Origin of the sequence: Pseudomonas spelaei, assembly GCF_009724245.1 — a bacterium.
Taxonomy (GTDB): domain Bacteria; phylum Pseudomonadota; class Gammaproteobacteria; order Pseudomonadales; family Pseudomonadaceae; genus Aquipseudomonas; species Aquipseudomonas spelaei.
Map to the genome: position 1 here is coordinate 264,514 of NZ_WNNK01000003.1, position 16,493 is coordinate 281,006.

Below are 16,493 nucleotides of genomic sequence, written 5' to 3' on the forward strand. Positions count from 1 at the left end.
GGGACTCTTTTTATTGTTGTTGTGATGAGCGGGTGGTTCATTGATGGGCCAGTGACGGCGTGGGATTGACCAGCACCTTGATCTGGCTCTTGTCGGCTGACAGGCCCTCGAAACCGTGTTCGACGGCATGCTCCAATGCGACGCAGCGCGTCACGATCCGAGTGAGGTCCAGGCGCCCGCTGGCCAGCAACTTGATCAGCGCCGGGTAGGCATGGCGGTACCCGACGCTGCCCAGCAGCCGCAGTTCGTTGTTGACCAGGTGAAAGGCATCGATCTGCACCTCACCCATCAAACCCACCAGCACCGCTTCGCCGCCTTTGCGCAGGCAGTGCAGGGCGTTGGTCAAGGTCTGTTGGCTGCCGGCTGCCTCGAACGCGCTGTCTACACCGCCGCCGCTCAAGGTTCGCAGGCGTGGCAGCAGGTCGGCGTCGCGGCCATCGAGCACTTCCCGGGCGCCGAGCTCGCGGGCCAGTTGCAAGCGCTGCGGGCTGATGTCCACCGCGTAAATCCGCTCCACACCGCGCAGACGCGCAAGCATGATCAACAGCAGGCCGATAGGGCCGAGGCCGAATACCACGCAACTGTCGCCGGCCTGTAAGCTGCTTTGGTTCAGTGCATGGAAGGCCACGGCGGCGGGCTCCAGGACGGCGGCCTGCTTGAAGCTCACCGCATCCGGCAATGGATGGAGCATGTAGACCGGCACCACCACACGCTCGGCAAAACCGCCGTCGCCCATCAGCCCGATGAAGCCCATGGACTGGCACAGGTTGTAGCTGCCCTCCAGGCAATACGCACAGTGGCCGCAGCGGTACTCGGGTTCGACCGCGACGCGGCTGCCGACCTGTACGTGGCTGACACCCTCACCGAGGGCGATCACCTGGCCGCAGAACTCGTGGCCCAGGGTCAACGGGGCGCGGCAACCTGAAAGGGGGTGAGGTGTTTGCTGTGGAATCGAATGCGGGCCGTCCTGGTACTCGTGCAGGTCGCTGCCGCAGATCCCGCAGTAGGCCACTTGCACCAGGACCTCACCGAGGCCGGGGGAGGGTTCGGGCAGATCCGTCAGGCGCAGGTCTTTGGCGGCGTGCCAACGCAATGCTTTCATGGCTGGTTTCCTTGCAGGATGGACGTGGCTGCCACCTGACGGCGCAGCACAGCGGGGGCGGTTTCCTTGAGGAACAACGACAGAACGGCGGCCAGCAGAGCACCGGCACACGACATCCACATCACGATGGACAGGCCAAAACGATCGGCAGCAAAACCGGCCACGGTCGGCGCGACAAAACCACCCACCAGTTCACCAATCCCCATGATCATGCCCAGGGCGGTGGCCATCACTTCACGGGGAACGGTCTCCGCTGGGATGGTTGCCATAAACAGCGTGAAGCAGCCCAGGCCGGTGTAGGTCAGCACCATCAGTACGCCGAGAATCAGTGGTGAAGGCGCAAACAGCAGGGCCATTGGGCAGCACGCGGCAACCAGCGAAAACAGCACCAGCGTCGGGCGGCGGCCGATGCGGTCGGAAATCGCCGGCACTGCAAATCCCCAAAGCACCCAGGCGGCGCCCAGGCAACTCATGATCGCGCCCATGCTCGGTGGGCTATAGCCGCGAACACTGACCAGGAAGGTTGGGGTGAATGAGATCAGGATGATGAACCAGGTCAGGAACACGCAACTGATCAAGGTGCAGAGCACGATGTTGCGGCTTTTCAGCAGGGCCAGGCGATGCCCGGTCTGGTGCTCACTGACCTTCGGCGCCTGGCGCGGTTCGTCGTTGCGCACATAGCGCCAGATCAACCAGGCAATCAGCAGGCCGGGCACCAGCGACACAATGAATGCATGCCGCCAGCCGTAGGCTTCAGCCAGGGCAATCAACACCGGGGGGCCGATCACCGCGCCTAAAAGGCCCGCTGCCGACCCCTGCAACAAGCCCATGTTCAGGCCCCGTCGATGGGGCGACGAGGCTTCTACCATCAGCGACTGGGACAGCGGCAGAATCGGTCCTTCGGCCAGGCCCATGATCCCGCGAAACAGCAACAGGCTGAGAAAGCCGGTGACCAGCCCTGACAGCGCCGAACACAGGGAAAACAGAATCACCGCGATGATCAGCAGCGGCTTGCGTATACCGCGACGGTCCGACCAGGCCCCCACCAGCGCGCCGGACAGCGCCCAGGCCAGTGCCAGCACCGAGGACAGCATGCCCAGGTGGCTATTGCTCAGTTGCAGTTCCGTGGCCATGAACGGAAACAGAAACGCGAGGGCCAAACGGTCGAAAAACACGAAGCCAAAGGTCAGGAACAGCACGCACAGCAAGGTGTTTTCGTAACCGGCTTTATTATTGTTGTCAGCCATGGTGGTTCTCCGAAAAACGCGTTTAGCGAAACAGGCGGTCCACGGCATCGGCGCCCAGGCCGACCTTGTCGTAGTGCTTGCGGCACAGGTCGATGTAGGAGTGCACGTCGAAATAGCCGTTGGGTTCACCCTGTTCATCGAGCCAGATCAGCGGCCCCTTGACGATGAAAAACACGCGCATCGGCTCCGGGTGGTCATAGGCCACCAGCGTGTGGCCTTCGCCCGGGGTCTCGTAGACAAAGTCGCCGGCGGTGGCGGTCCAGTCGTGTTCCAGGTAGCCCCATTTTCCGGAGAGGGTGTAGGCGAACACTTCGTGGGGGTGGTAATGCCGATTGACCAGGCCTGCGCGGCTGGACATCAGGATGTCGCACCAGCGGTTTTCACTCGGGGAAATCCACAACGGGCGTGAAGACACGGTTTCGGTGAACGGTACATAGAGCCGCAGGTCGTCACTGGCGGCGTTGGGCAGGTAAACCTCGGGCTTGGCGTCGGGCTTGAAGCAGTTGGCGATGGGCTGCAAGTCTTTCCAAAATTCGGTGCTGGCTAATTCGGGCATGTTCGGCCTCTGCTTGTGGGGGATGCAGGGCCACTCTAGGGCGTCAAAGCATGGGCGGTTTGATCGCAAGCGACGTGATGGTTGCTTGTATCGGACGCCGCTTTATCGAGTGCCCGGCGGTCGATTCCGTCTGGGCAATCAGTTGACATCGGGGATTGTTCAGATATTAATGAGTTCTCTGGAAGCCCCGGAATTGGCCTTGCCTGGGCCAGGGCAACCTCCCGCTGCCATGAGAAGAATAAAAATGACTCCATGTGCCATGCTCGACACTCGGCGAGCCAGTACCGACAGCATTCCCCTGGACCAGCGCCTGGCCTTTTGGGAGCAGTACAACGCGTCCACCCTGGTGGGCCTCAAATGCTCGTCCTACAGCGAAGGTGGATTTACCGCGACCCAGGACAACCTGAGCCTGGAAAGCATGCACCTGGCCCATATCGTCGGTAACGAACACGTGGTGGAACGCGACGGCTCGATGATTCGAGCGGTGCCCAAGGCCTCGATCTTCGTGTCGTTCGTGACGGGCAGCGGTTCATTTTTCTTTCAGAACGGCCAGTGCCAGTTGTTGGAGCCTGGCGAGTTGATGGTCTATCGCACCGACAAACCCTACCTGTTCGGGTTTTCCGGGCCCATGCGCCAATTCATCTTCGATGTGCCCCAGGAAATCTTTGCCAGCCACTGTTTGAGCCACTTCGACAATGCCCTGAAAATCAGTGCCCACACCGGCGTGCAGCGCTTGTTGCTACGCACACTCGGTGAGCGCACCCGGGCTTTTTTCCAGCAGCCGTTGAGCGGGGAAGCGGGGAGCTATCAGGACGATGCATTCGAGTTGCTGGGCAATATCATTGCCGGCCAAGTGGGGCACCGCCGGATCAACGCCTTGAGCGCTTCCTACCTGTTGGCGGCCAAGCAATGCATCCGGGATCAGTTGGCCGACCCGACCTTGAGTTGCGAGCGGGTGGCGATCCAGACCGGGATCTCCACCCGACACCTGGCACGGCTGTTTGCCCTGGAAGACACCCAGCCACGGCGCTTCATCCTGGAAAAACGCCTGCAACAGGCTTACGGGCTGTTAAGCAGCCAGCAGGTCAGGGGCCTGGATGTGGGGGAGGTTGCCTACCGCCACGGTTTTACCAGCCAGGCGCACTTCTCCCGGGCGTTCAAGGCGCGTTATGGGCAAACACCCAGCGAGGTGCGCGCGCAGGCGTTGGGGGATTAGCACCGCGGCGAAAACCTCAGGCGGTCGCTCTCAAACCAACAACCGCAGGGTTTCAAACAGTTCACGGTCTTCCCTTTTCGCCGAACGGGCGTGGCGCCGAATCACCTGCAGCAGGCAGTCGGTGAAGCACAGCGCTGCATTGCTCAGCGAGCCATTACGCCGGGTGACGATGCTCAGTTGCCGCGGCTCGAACGCTTCGCTCAACTTCAGGGCAACAATGCGCCCCAGGAACGGTGGCGCCGTGCTCATGATGGTTGGCCCCCAGGTGCACATGTCGGCGCGCTCCACCATCATCTGCAGGATCGCCAGTGAGTGCGCACGCACGATGCGATTGCTATCGATGTGCGCGCTGTGTTTGCCGAACAATTCCTGCATCAGGGCGTCGCGACCGTCTGGGGCATAGTTCAGCGTCCAGTTCTGGTCCAACAGTTCGTGGATCGATTGTGCGTTCTGTCGAGGATGGCCCTGGCGAACCAGCACCGAGGTCTGATAGTCCAGCAAGGTTTCGCAGGCAAACTCCGGGGTCGCCTGCGCCGGGTGCAACTGACCGATGGCGAAGTCCATGCTGCCGTCACGCAGCAGCGGCTGGGCCACCGCCATCAGGCTTTCGAACAGTTCCAATTGGATGTCTGGCATGCGTTGGCGAAAGTCCAACACCACTTGCGGTAGAAACGTCAGTGCAATCCAGGGCGTGACGCCGACGCAGAGTCGCCCCTGGGCTTTGCCGCGCAACTGATCAAGCTCGGCCTGCGCATGTTCCAGTTGCTTGAGTACCAGCTTGGCGTGGGTCAGCAGCACTTTTCCGTATTCAGTGAAGTTCAGGCCACTGGGGGTCCTGACGAAAAGCGGCAACTGTTGAGCTGTTTCCAGTTCACGCAGGGCTTTGGTCACGGCGGCCTGGGAGATATCCAGCGAGCGCGCGGCCGCGCGGATGCTGCCGGTCTCGGCACTGGCAATCAGCGCTTGCAGTTGATGCAGCTTCATAGGCTCACCTTTGGGACAACCAATGGTTGTCATCATAACCAAACTGAGTCTCCCTGGCCCAGCACCTGTTCCTTAAGATCGATTCGGCAGCGCCCGCCGGACTCACCCTTGAGCCAGGGGCACTGAATGATCTTATCGAGGAGTACCACCGTGCATGCTGACCATGTCCTGCCGGGAATCGCTGCATCGCAAAATGAGATGATTGCCCTGCGTCATCGTATTCACGCCCACCCCGAGCTGGGGTTTGAAGAGTTCACCACGGCTGAGCTGGTGGCGCAGTGTTTGACGCAGTGGGGGTTTGAAGTGAGCCGAGGAGTGGGCAAGACCGGCGTGGTCGGGACCCTGAAAAATGGCCCCGGGCGTGCCATTGGGTTACGCGCCGACATGGATGCGCTACCGATTCAGGAGGCTACCGGGTTGCCGTATGCCAGCCGCAATGACGGGGTGATGCACGCCTGCGGTCACGACGGTCATACGGCCACGTTGTTGGCGGCAGGGCAATACCTGGCACAAACCCGAGTGTTCAACGGCACGGTGCATCTGGTGTTTCAGCCGGCTGAAGAAGGGCTGGGCGGTGCCCGGAAAATGCTGGAGGACGGGCTGCTCGAACGTTTCCCCTGCGACGCGATTTTTGCCATGCACAACGTCCCGGGTTATCCCGCCGGGCAATTGGGGTTCTACAGTGGGCCGTTCATGGCATCTGCCGACACGGTCACAATCACCATCAAGGGTGTCGGTGGCCATGGTGCGGTCCCGCACAAGGCGGTCGACCCGGTGGTGGTTTGTTCGTCCATTGTGATTGCCCTGCAAAGCATCGTCTCGCGCAACGTCAACCCTCAGGAAACGGCGATTATCACGGTCGGCAGCCTTCATGCCGGCAGCGTGTCGAACGTCATTCCGGCCACTGCCGAAATGATCCTGAGTGTGCGAGCGCTGACGCCGCAGATTCGCCAACTGCTTGAAGTCAGAATCACCGAACTGGTCCAGGGCCAGGCGGCGAGTTTTGGTGCACAGGCGCATATCGACTATCAACATTGCCATCCGGTATTGATCAACGATCCCGAGCAGACGGCATTCGCCCGTGAGGTCGCCAGAGAGTGGTTGGGCGAGGGACAGTTGATCGAGGACCTGCGGCCATTCACCGCCAGTGAAGACTTTGCCTTCATCCTGGAAAAATGCCCGGGCAGTTATCTGGTGATCGGCAATGGCCAGGGCGATAGTGGGTGCTTGTTGCATAACCCCGGTTACGACTTCAACGACGCCTGCCTGCCCATCGGCGCCAGTTACTGGGTCAAGTTGGTGGAACGATTTCTGCGCTGAGCAGGGCTGCATAAACGCTATCGGTAACCTGGCTCTGCGAGCCCTCGAGGAAGATAACAATGAATAAGATAATCGCGGCTGTTTCCCTGGTGTTCTTGAGCGCATCCAGCCTGGCTGGCGCGGCCGACTGGAGCGGAAAAGTACTGAAGCTGGGTGTTGACCCGACGTATCCACCGCTGGAATACAAAAATCAGGATGGCACGCTGACCGGTTTTGGGGTCGATATCGCTGAGGCGCTCTGTGCAGAGCTGCATGCCCGGTGCATCTGGGTTGAAAGCAGCTGGGACGGCATGATTCCGGCCTTGCTGGCACGCAAGTTCGACGCGGTGGCTTCGTCGATGACCGTCACCCCCAAGCGCATGGGGCAGATTGCGTTCACCGACAAAGTATCAAACGCCCCGGCACGTCTGGTCATCAAGCGTGGCTCGGGTTTGGAACCGACTGTCGAGTCGCTCAAAGGCAAGCGCGTAGGCGTGGAGCAGGGCTCGACCCAGGAGGCTTTCGCGAAAGCCGTCTGGGGTTCCCAAGGCGTGGATATTCTCTCTTATCAGAATCAGGACCAAGTCTACGCCGACCTCATGGTCGGGCGACTCGATGCCTCGTTGCAGGGTTCTATTCAGGCCAGCTACGGGTTTCTGGATAAGCCGGTAGGCAAGGACTACGCGTTTGCCGGTGGCACCCTGGACAACCCGGAGTTCTTTGGCGTGGGTGATGGCATTGGTGTGCGCAAGGCGGACGTTGAGCTGCGTGAAGACTTGAACAAAGCGCTGGCGACGATCATCGCCAATGGCACCTACGCGCGGATCAACAAAAAGTACTTCGATTTCGACGTCTACGGCGCGAAATAACCCCGCTCGAAACCCTGTGCAGAGCAGCCGCCCGGGCTGCTCTGTTACCGCTTTACCTTCACCTCAACCTAATAAAAACAAGGAGAGTGAAATGCTTCTGGAAGGCTTTGGTCCACAGATTCTGTTGGGCACCCTGGCCACGATCAAACTGGCGTTGGGGTCACTGCTGTTCGCCGTTCTGATAGGGCTGATGGGGGCCAGTTCCAAGCTGTCTTCAAACCGTGTGCTGCGGATGTTTGCGACGAGCTACACGACATTGATCCGCAGCATGCCGGACCTGGTGATCATGCTGTTGTTGTTCTTCAGCCTGCAAATGTTGCTCAACCAACTGACTGATTGGCTGGGCGTTGCCCAGCTCGATATCGATCCTTTTCTGGCGGGTGTCGTGACTCTGGCATTCATTTATGGGGCGTACTTTACCGAGACCTTTCGCGGTGCTTTTCAGGCGGTTCCAGCCGGCCAGATTGAAGCCGCCAGGGCCTACGGCATGACGCGAGCACAAACCTTTCGCAAGGTCTTGTTCCCACAGATGCTGCGCCACGCGTTGCCGGGGATTGGTAATAACTGGCAAGTGCTGATCAAGTCGACTGCGCTGGTGTCGATCATCGGCATGACCGATGTGGTCAAGGCGACGCAGGATGCGGGCAAGGGCTCAATGCAGTTCTTTTATTTCACGCTGGTTGGCGGCCTGATCTACCTCGCGATCACCAGCGTTTCCAACGTTCTGCTGATGTGGCTCGAACACCGCTATTGCGTGGGTGTCAGGAAGGCCGTGCTATGACCACTATCCTCCAGGACTACTGGCAGGCCTACCTGTGGAGCGACGGGGCGCACCTGTCCGGGTTGGCGGTGACCTTGTGGCTGCTGATCCTTTCAGTGTTGATCGGTTTCCTGTTGGCCGTTCCGTTATCAATTGCCCGCGTCAGCGCCAACCCGCTGATTCGCACACCGGTCTGGTTCTACACCTACGTGTTTCGCGGTACGCCGTTGTATATCCAGCTGCTGTTCTTCTACACCGGGGTGTACAGCCTGCATGTGATCCGGGCGCAGGATTTTCTCAATGCGTTTTTCCGGGATGGCTTCAACTGTACGGTCCTTGCGTTCGGGCTCAATACCTGTGCCTACATGACTGAGATCTTTGCCGGCGCCATCAGGGCCACCCCACACGGTGAAGTCGAGGCCGCCAGGGCCTACGGGATGAGCACCTTCACGCTGTACCGGCGGATTGTGTTGCCGTCAGCGTTACGTCGGGCGCTGCCTTTGTTCAGCAATGAAGTGATCTTGATGCTGCATTCGACCTCCGTCGCATTCACCGCCACGGTGCCCGATCTGCTGAAGATCGCCCGGGACGTCAACTCGGCGACCTACGCCTCGTTTGCGGCATTCGGGATTGCCGGGGTGCTGTATGCCTGCAGTGCATTTTTGCTGATCTGGCTGTTTCGCCGTGGCGAACTGCATTGGCTGGCCTACCTGAAACCCCGCACGCACTGACCTCACTGGAAATGCTCGCATGTATAAATTGATCGTTGAAGATGTCCACAAGAACTACGGCAGCCATGAAGTACTCAAGGGTGTATCACTCAAGGCCAAGGCGGGCGATGTGATCAGTATCATTGGTTCTTCCGGCTCCGGGAAGAGCACCTTTTTGCGCTGTATCAACCACCTTGAACAACCCAGCGCCGGGCGCATTATCGTCAATCAACAGGAACTGCTGACACGCAAGGACGCAAAGGGCGAGCAATGTGCCGCCGACCCCCAACAACTGCGGATCATGCGTAGCCAGTTGTCGATGGTTTTCCAGCATTTCAATCTGTGGAGCCATATGACAGTGCTGGACAACATCATTGAGTGCCCGATCAGGGTGCTGGGGATCAGTCGGCAGCAAGCCCTGGAGCGTGCGCGCAAGTACTTGTCCAAGGTGGGGTTGGCGGAACGGGTCGAGGCGCAGTATCCGGTTCAGCTGTCCGGTGGGCAGCAGCAACGCGTGGCCATTGCCCGAGCGCTGGCGATGGAGCCAGAGGTGATGCTGTTCGATGAGCCAACTTCCGCGCTGGACCCGGAATTGGTGGGTGAGGTGCTCAAGGTCATGCAGCAACTGGCGGAGGAGGGCAGGACGATGGTTGTGGTGACTCACGAAATGGCCTTTGCACGGCACGTCTCCAATCACGTGATGTTCCTGCATCAGGGACGAGTGGAGGAGCAAGGTTCGCCCAGCAGTGTGTTCGACCATACCCAAAGCGAGCGGTTGAAGCAGTTTCTGGCGGGAAGCCTTAAATAAGCAGGTAGAACGAACATCCGATATCGGCAGCATCGCGCTGCCGATTCGTTATCACCTCCCCAATCCGGGACTCAGACCGTACGGGTACCAGCCCTCGATGGCATCAGCACTGCGATCAACGCGGGCATCAGAATCAATGCCCCGATCATGTTCCAGATAAACAGCAGCACCAACAACAGACCCATATCCGCCTGGAACTTCAATTCAGAGAACACCCACGTAGACACGCCCAGTGCCAGGGTTATCCCGGTGAACGCAACGGAAGTGCCGGTGGTCTTCAATGTCTCGAAGTAGGCCGCGCGCATGGCCAGCCCTTGCTGCATAAAGCCTTCCATTCGGCTGTACAAGTAGATGCCGTAGTCCACACCGATACCCACGCCAAGCGCGATCACCGGCAAGGTGGCGATTTTCACGCCCAAGCCCATCTGCGCCATTACCGCTTCACACAGCACCGTCGACAGGTACAGCGGCGCCATGAGTGCGATGGTCACCTTGAGCGACTTGAACTCGAAAAACACCACCAGCGAGATAATGGCGAACACCAGCAGCACCATCAGTTTTTCCGAGTGCTTGATCACCTGGTTGGTCGCCGCCTCTATCCCGGCGTTGCCTGCCGCCTGGAGGATCTGGAAATCGCCGGTGTTGTACGTGCGGTTGAACTGTTCCACCGCTGCACTGACACGACTGAGGGTTTGCGCCTTGTGGTCAGCCAGGTACAGGCTGATCGGCGCGATGTTGCAGTTCGGGTCGACCAGTTCTGTGGCTACGCCGGCGCGGGCGTTATTCATCACGTATTGGTCGCGGGAGAACTCGGCCCACTTGGGATTGCCCTCGTTGCGCGCAGCGATATTGAAACGCATGGTGCCGTACAGCGACTGCACAGACTCCACGCCTGGCACTTCGAGCAAGTGCTGTTCCAACTGGTTGGCCAGGTCGGCTGCGGCGAAGCGTGAACATTGTTCGGGCGGGGTCTTGAAGATCAGTACATACACATCGGTACTGGCGCTGTAATGGGCGAGGAGGTAGGCGTTGTCCTGGTTGTAACGCGCTTGTGCACGCAACTCCGGTGCGCCGGCATCCAGGTCACCGACTTGCAGGTTCTGGCGGGCATGGTAACCAAGGCCGAGCAGCACCAGGCTCGTCAGGATCACCGCGACAGCGACCGGTGTGTGCATGACCCCTGCAAGCCGACGGAAGACCGGCCAGTCGGACTGGCTGCGCTCACGCTGTTGACGCAAACCCCGTGGGCTGATGCCGACATAAGACATCAGCACCGGCAGCAGGAACATCTTGGTGAAGATGGCCACAAACACGCCAATGCTGGCGGTTATGGCCAGTTGCTGAATGACCCCGATGTCGATCACCAGCAGCGTGATAAACCCGACGGCGTCGGCCAGCAATGCGGTACTGCCTGGAATGAACAGGGCACGAAAGGTACGTTTGGACGCGGGTAACGCAGCGCAGCCATTGCCCATTTCGTTCATCATCAGGTTGATATTTTGCACGGCATGGCTGATGCCAATGGCAAAGATCAGAAAGGGTACCAGGATCGAGTATGGGTCCAGGCCGTAGCCCAACAGGCTGAGCAGCCCCAACTGGCAAATGACGGTGAGCAGGCAGGTCAGTACGGTGACGGCAGTGCTGCGCCAGCAACGGCAATAGAGGTACAGCAGTACGCTGATCAACCCGACGGTAATGGCGAAGAACAACGCGATGTCGCTGGCAGCGGCCAGCAGGTCCCCAATAATCTGTGCGAACCCAATCACGCGAATGGTCACGCCTTGGGCGCTGAAGTGTTCACGCACCTGGGTGTTCAAGGCTTGGCTGAAGGCCCCGTAATCCAATGGTTTTCCGGTTTGTGGGTCGTTATCCAGCAACGGCACGCGAATGATCGTCGAGCGCCAGTCGTTAGCCACAATGTTGCCGAGCATATTGGCGCGCAGGATGTTCTGGCGTACCTGAGAAAGCGACCCGGGGCTTGCGTCATAGGTATCCGGGATGACACGGCCGGAGCGAACGCCCTCGGTGGTCACTTCACTCCACAACGCATTGGGGGTCCATAACGATTTGAGTTTTCCCCGGTCGACGCCGGGCAGGTAGAAAATTTTGTCGTTGACCTCGCGCAGGGTTTCCATGAACACAGGGTCGAGAATCTCTCCCTTGGGGTTTTCCACCAGCACGCGCAATACGTTGCTCTGTGGTCGCAACACGTCCTCGTATTGCAGGTAGTTCTGGATGAAGGGGTGACTGCTCGGGATCATCCGCAAAAAGCTTGCGTCCGGGCGCAGCGCCAGGGCCTTGTACCCGAGCAGCAGCGAAACAATCAGGAAAAACACCAGCACTGCCAGGCGATTGCGGAACAGCGTTCGTTCGATGAAATCCAGCAGTCGTGGTTCGGGTTTTTCCAACTGTTGAGGAGGCGGGTTGAGGTTCAGGCGCGAGTTCATCAGCGCAGCTCCTTCAGTTCATGGATGGCGAGAACGTGCAGACCCTTGTTACCGACCAGGGCCAACTGCGTATCGCCGAGGGCCGCCACGCCAAGCCAGGCGCCTCTGATGGCGCTCTGGAAGAGACGGAATTGCTGCAGGTCCTGACTGTGCAGTAACACGCCGGCCTGGCCGGTCAACCAAAGGCTGCCATCGGCAAGTTGTTCTGCGCCATAGAGGCTGGCCTTGGTGCCTAGTGGGATGGGCTTCCAGTCCTGGCCGTGGTTATTGCTGACCAACAGCGCGGCGCCGAAGCCCATGGCGAGGACTTCTCCGTCACGCAACTGAACGAGTTTGTACAACGAGGCGGGCGTCAGTTGCTGGGCGGCCAGCCATTGACCGTCAACCCGTCGGTACAGTCGGCCGCCTTCACCCGCAATCAACAGATCACCGTTGGCCAACCCCAGCACGGCATTGAGGTGCAGGCGCTCGGGGTTATCCAGGTCGGGTAAGTAATCCCAGCGCTTACCGCCATCGCGAGTGTGCAACACCATGCCATAGGCGCCCACCACCCAGCCTTCGTCAGCATTGGCAAACCATACGTCCAGCAGCGGTCGTGAAGGGCCCGCGACGGCGCCTGCGGTTATGTCGTCGAGGGCGAAGCGGGCATTATCCAGGGCTTGCAGTTGTGCTGCGTTGTCGGAGCCCTGTGCACTGGCGACCTGTTCCAGGCGTGCCACCTCAGTCTCGGCCCACGTGAGCATCAAGGTGTTGATGGTCTTGCCATCGAGTTGTTTGTCCCAGTTTTCTCCGCCATCCGCGCTGTGCAACACCACCCCGTCATGGCCCACGGCCCAGCCTTGGCGATCGTCGACGAAATGGACGGCAGTGAGCAGTACATCCACCGCAACCTTGGCCTGGTGTAGCCGGCCATCCGGCTCGCGTAGAAGGATGTGGCCGTCAGCACCCACTAGCACCAGACGCTGGCCTAAACGCTGGATGCCGGTGAGGGGCGCCTGGCTGGCACTCGCGGATATCCGTGACGGACGTTCCAGGCGATCCGCCATAGGCGCGGCAAAAGGTGTGGCCGACAGCACGGCGCTGGTCAGCCCGATGAGCAGACTCAAGAACGGGCAGGTGAACGTTTTCATGGCAGATGTCTCGGGAGAAATAGCAGGGGTGGCACATGACCACCCCAGTGTTCGGCAGCAGGCGGTTCAGTGGCCTGAGCGGCGTAATGCAGCCGGACTGAATTCGGCCAGCTTGCCGCTGATGCCAAACTGGGTGCTTCGCTCTTCGTTCTCCAACCCGTACACCACGTAGCGGCGAGCTTGCAGGTCGTAGGCGACATCGCTGAGTTGCAGGCTCGAGAGCACGTCGTAGCGTTGCAAGGTGTGGGCTTCCTGGACCCGCCACAGGTCGCCGCGACCGTCGTAGAGGTCGGCTGTCAGGATGCTCCAGCTGTCCTCGTCGACATAGAACACACGCTTGGCGTAGATATGTCGTTCGCCCGGCTTCAGGGTCGCTTCTACCACCCAGACGCGGTGCAGCTCGTAGCGCAACAGGTCCTGGTTCAGATGATTGGGCTGGATGATCTGGTTGTACTTGAGCGAACGGTCAGCCAGTTTGTAGGTGTTGTAGGGCACCAACAGTTCTTTTTTGCCGATCAGCTTCCAGTCGTACTTGTTGGGGGCGCCGTTATACAGGTCGATGGCGTCATAGGTGCGCAGGCCTTCCGAGGTGCCGACCGGGGAGTCGTAGGCCGCTTCAGGTGCACGCAATACACGGCGCTGGCCAGGGTTGTAGCTCCATGCCAGGCGTGCTTCGCGGGTCTGGTCAATGGGCTCGTGAATCAGCGTTTGGCCGCCCGCCACGCTCTCTGGCGAGATGACCTTGCCCAGGTAGTAGTACAGGCGGTTTGGCTCGGGATTGCCCATGGCCGAGGCCATCATCACTTTTACGTCGCGGCGGATCGGGGTGAAGCTGCCGTTGTTCTGCACCACCATTTCGGTGGGGAAATACTGATAGCCACCGCTGCGGTAACGGACGAAGTGATTGAACAGCACCTCGATGCCCGAGTGAGGAATGGGAAAGGGCACGCTGCTCTTCTCGTAGCCCATCAGGCCGTTGCCGCCGTCAGCCAAGGAGATAGTGGGCGCTTCCCTGGCAATTTCTGCGTATTCGCTTTGGGGCAGGGCGGCCGTGCGGTGAGAGGGATAGACGAGCATCTTGAAGTCAGGGTATTTGCCCAGCAGTGCCTGGTAGCCGGGGGTGAGCAGTTGAGCATATTGGCCCTGATTACCCTGGGTGATGGTGTACAGCGGTTTTTCGCTGGCGTAGGGGTCTACGTAACCCTGGCCGGCCTGGTACCCCGCCGGTGGTTGGGTGAGCCCGCCGGTCCAGGCAGGAATACTGCCGTTGGCGTTTGCGGCTTTTTGTGCGCCGGTGGGTGTCAGTTCCTGGCCCAGGCGGGCCGCTTCACTGGCGTCAAGCTTGGCCAGGGCGCTACCACTGGCGAGGCTCAGGAGAGCGCCCAATACGGTGGCGTGAAACAGCGTGGTGTTCATGGCGTACCTCACTAATCAGAAGCCCATACGCAGGCTGAGGGAAACAAAATCCTTGTCGGTGGTGGCGTAGGGCGTGTTGCCACTGGCAGACCAGGAAAGCTCGGCGGAGTACTTCTGCAGGTAGTCGAACTTTGCCCCGACTGAACTGAGCAGCCGTCCTTCGGAAAAGGTGCCGTCGTAGGACCAGCCTTTAACGTCCTGGCCGAAGGCCACGAACGGCGAGACGTTGACCCCGGCGACCAATGCCGGATAGCTCAGTTGCGCGCGCAGGCGGTAACCCCAGGAAAACTTGCTGGTGTACCCGTCGCTGGAGCAGCCCAGTTTCTGGTACTTGCCCGGTGAACCGAGGGCGCAGCCTGCTGCGCTGCCATTGGCCAGGTCGGAGCCATACAAGTCTCCCTTGGCATATCGACGATCATCCAGGCTGGGCAGGTCATGCATGTACTTCATGCCGGCCTCGCCAATCAGGTTGAGGCTTTCGGCGCCCATCACCTGAGGCAGAGATTTGAGGAACCCCAGCGACAGCTGCGAGATCTTGCGCCGGTCGTAACCGTTGTAGACCGAGCCCGGCGCTGCGTTGATAGCATCCTGGCCCAGGGTGATGTTCTGGCCGATCTGTTGGCCCAACTGCAGCGGGTTACCGGCAAAGGCCGGGATCAGATCGCCGTTGGCCAGTTGCACCGGTTGATTAGGTCGATAGCTGTACTCGCCAAAGACCGAGGTGCCCCCCAGGTTGCTGGAGAAGCTCAGGCCGAAGATGCGGATGTCTTCCGGGAAGTCGGCGAAGTAAGTGCCGTTGGTGTCTTGCTTGCCCGCAATCCAGCCTGCCCCGGCGCCGGGCCGCAGGTCAGTGGTGATGCTGGTATAGGGCGTGCGTGAATGGATGTTCAAGGCATAAGCCCCGAACTCGGTGTTGAGTTGATCGGCAAAGTAGCGCAAGGCGAAGCCGAACTGACCGCTGTTCGAGGGCTCGTTGTCACCTGTGCGGCGGATGATCTGATCGTTGGCAAAGCTGGCCGGGTCGTTCGCACCGCCGCGAGGTACTCCGTAGCAGCCATCAGGAAGAAAATCGTTGCTTGAAAAATAGGTCCCGCAACCTTCCAGCACCGTGCGACGCCATTGCAACTGGTAGAAGGCTTCCAGGCTCAGGTTATCGGTGATGCCAAAGTTGCCGTAGAGCATGGGCACTGGCAGCAGCGCTTCCTTGACCTGTGAGCCGGGTCGCCGCAAGGCGGCGAGGTCGACAGGGTTGATCGCATTGATGCCGTTCTGGAAGTAGAGGCCTTCACCCCAGTTGATCACCTGGTTACCGACTCGGGCATTCAAGGGGTGGTCGGCGAGGGTGAAATCACCGAACACGTACGCATCCAACAGCGCGACTCCCTGAAACTTGGCCAGGTCGTCAAAGTGGCTGTCGTCGAGCTTATGGTTGGCTTGGTAACCGTTGGAGGAGTGGCCGAAATCGACTTCACGGTTGTTCAGGGTGTAGTCATACCAGGCTTTACCGCGAATGAAGGCGCCGTAGTTTTTCCAGTTCAACTCCATCTCGCCCAGCAGGGTGGCGGGAGAGGACACCAGGTTACGCTTGCGAAAGTTCAGGCGCCCATCGTCGCCAGTGCGGCCACCGCTGGGGTTGAACTCACCGGGTTTGCCATAGCCAATGGTGTTGGCGTTGCCCTGGAATATGTTAGCGGCATTGGGCTTTTCGGCGCTCCACACACCACCCAGGCTAAGGCTGCCGTTGTAGCGGCCGCTGATTTCGCCCCAGGTGAAGTCGGCAGCACTGGCGTAGCTGCACAGGGCGCAGGCCAAGGGTGTCAGAAGCATGCCGGCGATTTGATTACGAGGGCGCAGCAGTGTGCCGCTACCTGATTGGGAGCCCATGGGGTCTACCTCTTAATTATTGTTATAGGAAGCCCTTCGGCACACCTGGCGCGGGAGCGCCAGGT

Annotated in this window: 14 protein-coding genes; 6 read left to right on the forward strand and 8 right to left on the reverse strand. The window is 59.9% G+C overall.

Annotation, left to right across the window (positions count from 1 at the left end; translation table 11 throughout):
• Positions 1 to 37 precede the first annotated feature (37 nt).
• Genes GNF76_RS05350 through GNF76_RS05360 form a run of 3 tightly spaced genes read right to left on the reverse strand, consistent with a single transcriptional unit; the run spans position 38 to position 2,905 of the window.
• Positions 38 to 1,102: a 2,3-butanediol dehydrogenase gene (locus GNF76_RS05350; RefSeq protein WP_155582133.1), complete on the reverse strand. Its 1,065-nt coding sequence runs from the start codon at positions 1,100 to 1,102 to the stop codon at positions 38 to 40.
• Positions 1,099 to 2,349, reverse strand: coding sequence for an MFS transporter (locus GNF76_RS05355; protein ID WP_155582134.1), 1,251 nt, complete (start codon positions 2,347 to 2,349; stop codon positions 1,099 to 1,101). Before GNF76_RS05355 ends, GNF76_RS05350 begins: the two co-directional genes overlap by 4 nt.
• Positions 2,350 to 2,371: 22 nt before the next feature.
• Positions 2,372 to 2,905 carry a 2,4'-dihydroxyacetophenone dioxygenase family protein gene (locus GNF76_RS05360; RefSeq protein ID WP_155582135.1) on the reverse strand — a complete coding sequence of 178 codons (534 nt, stop codon included), beginning with the start codon at positions 2,903 to 2,905 and terminating at the stop codon, positions 2,372 to 2,374.
• Between the two features lie 244 nt (positions 2,906 to 3,149).
• On the opposite strand from GNF76_RS05360, the gene GNF76_RS05365 reads away from it, so the two are divergent.
• Entirely contained in the window at positions 3,150 to 4,121 is a 972-nt protein-coding gene (locus GNF76_RS05365; RefSeq protein ID WP_155582136.1) for a helix-turn-helix domain-containing protein, read from the forward strand.
• A 30-nt stretch (positions 4,122 to 4,151) separates the two neighbouring features.
• On the opposite strand, the gene GNF76_RS05370 is transcribed toward GNF76_RS05365, so the two are convergent.
• Complete coding sequence (locus tag GNF76_RS05370; RefSeq protein WP_155582137.1) at positions 4,152 to 5,105, reverse strand: LysR family transcriptional regulator; 954 nt, start codon at positions 5,103 to 5,105, stop codon at positions 4,152 to 4,154.
• A 126-nt stretch (positions 5,106 to 5,231) separates the two neighbouring features.
• Here GNF76_RS05370 and GNF76_RS05375 point away from each other — a divergent pair, with 126 nt between their 5' ends.
• The 5 genes from GNF76_RS05375 to GNF76_RS05395 all read left to right on the forward strand — a co-directional run bounded on the left by GNF76_RS05375 (position 5,232) and on the right by GNF76_RS05395 (position 9,551).
• Positions 5,232 to 6,425 (forward strand): M20 aminoacylase family protein, encoded by a 1,194-nt coding sequence (locus GNF76_RS05375; protein ID WP_155582138.1) that lies wholly within the window; start codon positions 5,232 to 5,234, stop codon positions 6,423 to 6,425.
• 59 nt (positions 6,426 to 6,484) lie between these two features.
• Entirely contained in the window at positions 6,485 to 7,273 is a 789-nt protein-coding gene (locus tag GNF76_RS05380; RefSeq protein ID WP_155582139.1) for an ABC transporter substrate-binding protein, read from the forward strand.
• A 91-nt stretch (positions 7,274 to 7,364) separates the two neighbouring features.
• Positions 7,365 to 8,054, forward strand: coding sequence for an ABC transporter permease (locus GNF76_RS05385; RefSeq protein ID WP_155582140.1), 690 nt, complete (start codon positions 7,365 to 7,367; stop codon positions 8,052 to 8,054).
• Positions 8,051 to 8,764, forward strand: a complete 714-nt coding sequence (locus tag GNF76_RS05390; protein WP_155582141.1) for an ABC transporter permease — start codon at positions 8,051 to 8,053, stop codon at positions 8,762 to 8,764. The genes GNF76_RS05385 and GNF76_RS05390 overlap by 4 nt, the downstream gene beginning before the upstream one ends.
• A 19-nt stretch (positions 8,765 to 8,783) precedes the next feature.
• Positions 8,784 to 9,551, forward strand: a complete 768-nt coding sequence (locus GNF76_RS05395; RefSeq protein ID WP_155582142.1) for an ABC transporter ATP-binding protein — start codon at positions 8,784 to 8,786, stop codon at positions 9,549 to 9,551.
• 71 nt (positions 9,552 to 9,622) lie between these two features.
• On the opposite strand, the gene GNF76_RS05400 is transcribed toward GNF76_RS05395, so the two are convergent.
• From GNF76_RS05400 to GNF76_RS05415, 4 genes are all read right to left on the reverse strand, one after another.
• A complete protein-coding gene (locus GNF76_RS05400; RefSeq protein WP_155582143.1) occupies positions 9,623 to 11,998 on the reverse strand; it encodes an efflux RND transporter permease subunit in 2,376 nt (791 codons plus the stop codon).
• The gene (locus GNF76_RS05405) at positions 11,998 to 13,128 is read right to left on the reverse strand and encodes a WD40/YVTN/BNR-like repeat-containing protein (RefSeq protein ID WP_155582144.1); all 1,131 of its coding nucleotides are present in this window, start codon (positions 13,126 to 13,128) and stop codon (positions 11,998 to 12,000) included. Before GNF76_RS05405 ends, GNF76_RS05400 begins: the two co-directional genes overlap by 1 nt.
• A 66-nt stretch (positions 13,129 to 13,194) precedes the next feature.
• A complete protein-coding gene (locus GNF76_RS05410) occupies positions 13,195 to 14,544 on the reverse strand; it encodes a DUF1329 domain-containing protein (RefSeq protein ID WP_155582145.1) in 1,350 nt (449 codons plus the stop codon).
• A 15-nt stretch (positions 14,545 to 14,559) separates the two neighbouring features.
• Positions 14,560 to 16,428: a DUF1302 domain-containing protein gene (locus tag GNF76_RS05415; RefSeq protein WP_155582146.1), complete on the reverse strand. Its 1,869-nt coding sequence runs from the start codon at positions 16,426 to 16,428 to the stop codon at positions 14,560 to 14,562.
• Positions 16,429 to 16,493: the final 65 nt, after the last annotated feature.

Coding starts and splice junctions, on each gene's coding strand:
- GNF76_RS05350 (WP_155582133.1), bottom strand. CDS start 1,102: ATGAAAGCATTGCGTTGGCACGCCGCCAAAGACCTGCGCCTGACGGAT.
- GNF76_RS05355 (WP_155582134.1), bottom strand. CDS start 2,349: ATGGCTGACAACAATAATAAAGCCGGTTACGAAAACACCTTGCTGTGC.
- GNF76_RS05360 (WP_155582135.1), bottom strand. CDS start 2,905: ATGCCCGAATTAGCCAGCACCGAATTTTGGAAAGACTTGCAGCCCATC.
- GNF76_RS05365 (WP_155582136.1), top strand. CDS start 3,150: ATGACTCCATGTGCCATGCTCGACACTCGGCGAGCCAGTACCGACAGC.
- GNF76_RS05370 (WP_155582137.1), bottom strand. CDS start 5,105: ATGAAGCTGCATCAACTGCAAGCGCTGATTGCCAGTGCCGAGACCGGC.
- GNF76_RS05375 (WP_155582138.1), top strand. CDS start 5,232: ATGATCTTATCGAGGAGTACCACCGTGCATGCTGACCATGTCCTGCCG.
- GNF76_RS05380 (WP_155582139.1), top strand. CDS start 6,485: ATGAATAAGATAATCGCGGCTGTTTCCCTGGTGTTCTTGAGCGCATCC.
- GNF76_RS05385 (WP_155582140.1), top strand. CDS start 7,365: ATGCTTCTGGAAGGCTTTGGTCCACAGATTCTGTTGGGCACCCTGGCC.
- GNF76_RS05390 (WP_155582141.1), top strand. CDS start 8,051: ATGACCACTATCCTCCAGGACTACTGGCAGGCCTACCTGTGGAGCGAC.
- GNF76_RS05395 (WP_155582142.1), top strand. CDS start 8,784: ATGTATAAATTGATCGTTGAAGATGTCCACAAGAACTACGGCAGCCAT.
- GNF76_RS05400 (WP_155582143.1), bottom strand. CDS start 11,998: ATGAACTCGCGCCTGAACCTCAACCCGCCTCCTCAACAGTTGGAAAAA.
- GNF76_RS05405 (WP_155582144.1), bottom strand. CDS start 13,128: ATGAAAACGTTCACCTGCCCGTTCTTGAGTCTGCTCATCGGGCTGACC.
- GNF76_RS05410 (WP_155582145.1), bottom strand. CDS start 14,544: ATGAACACCACGCTGTTTCACGCCACCGTATTGGGCGCTCTCCTGAGC.
- GNF76_RS05415 (WP_155582146.1), bottom strand. CDS start 16,428: ATGGGCTCCCAATCAGGTAGCGGCACACTGCTGCGCCCTCGTAATCAA.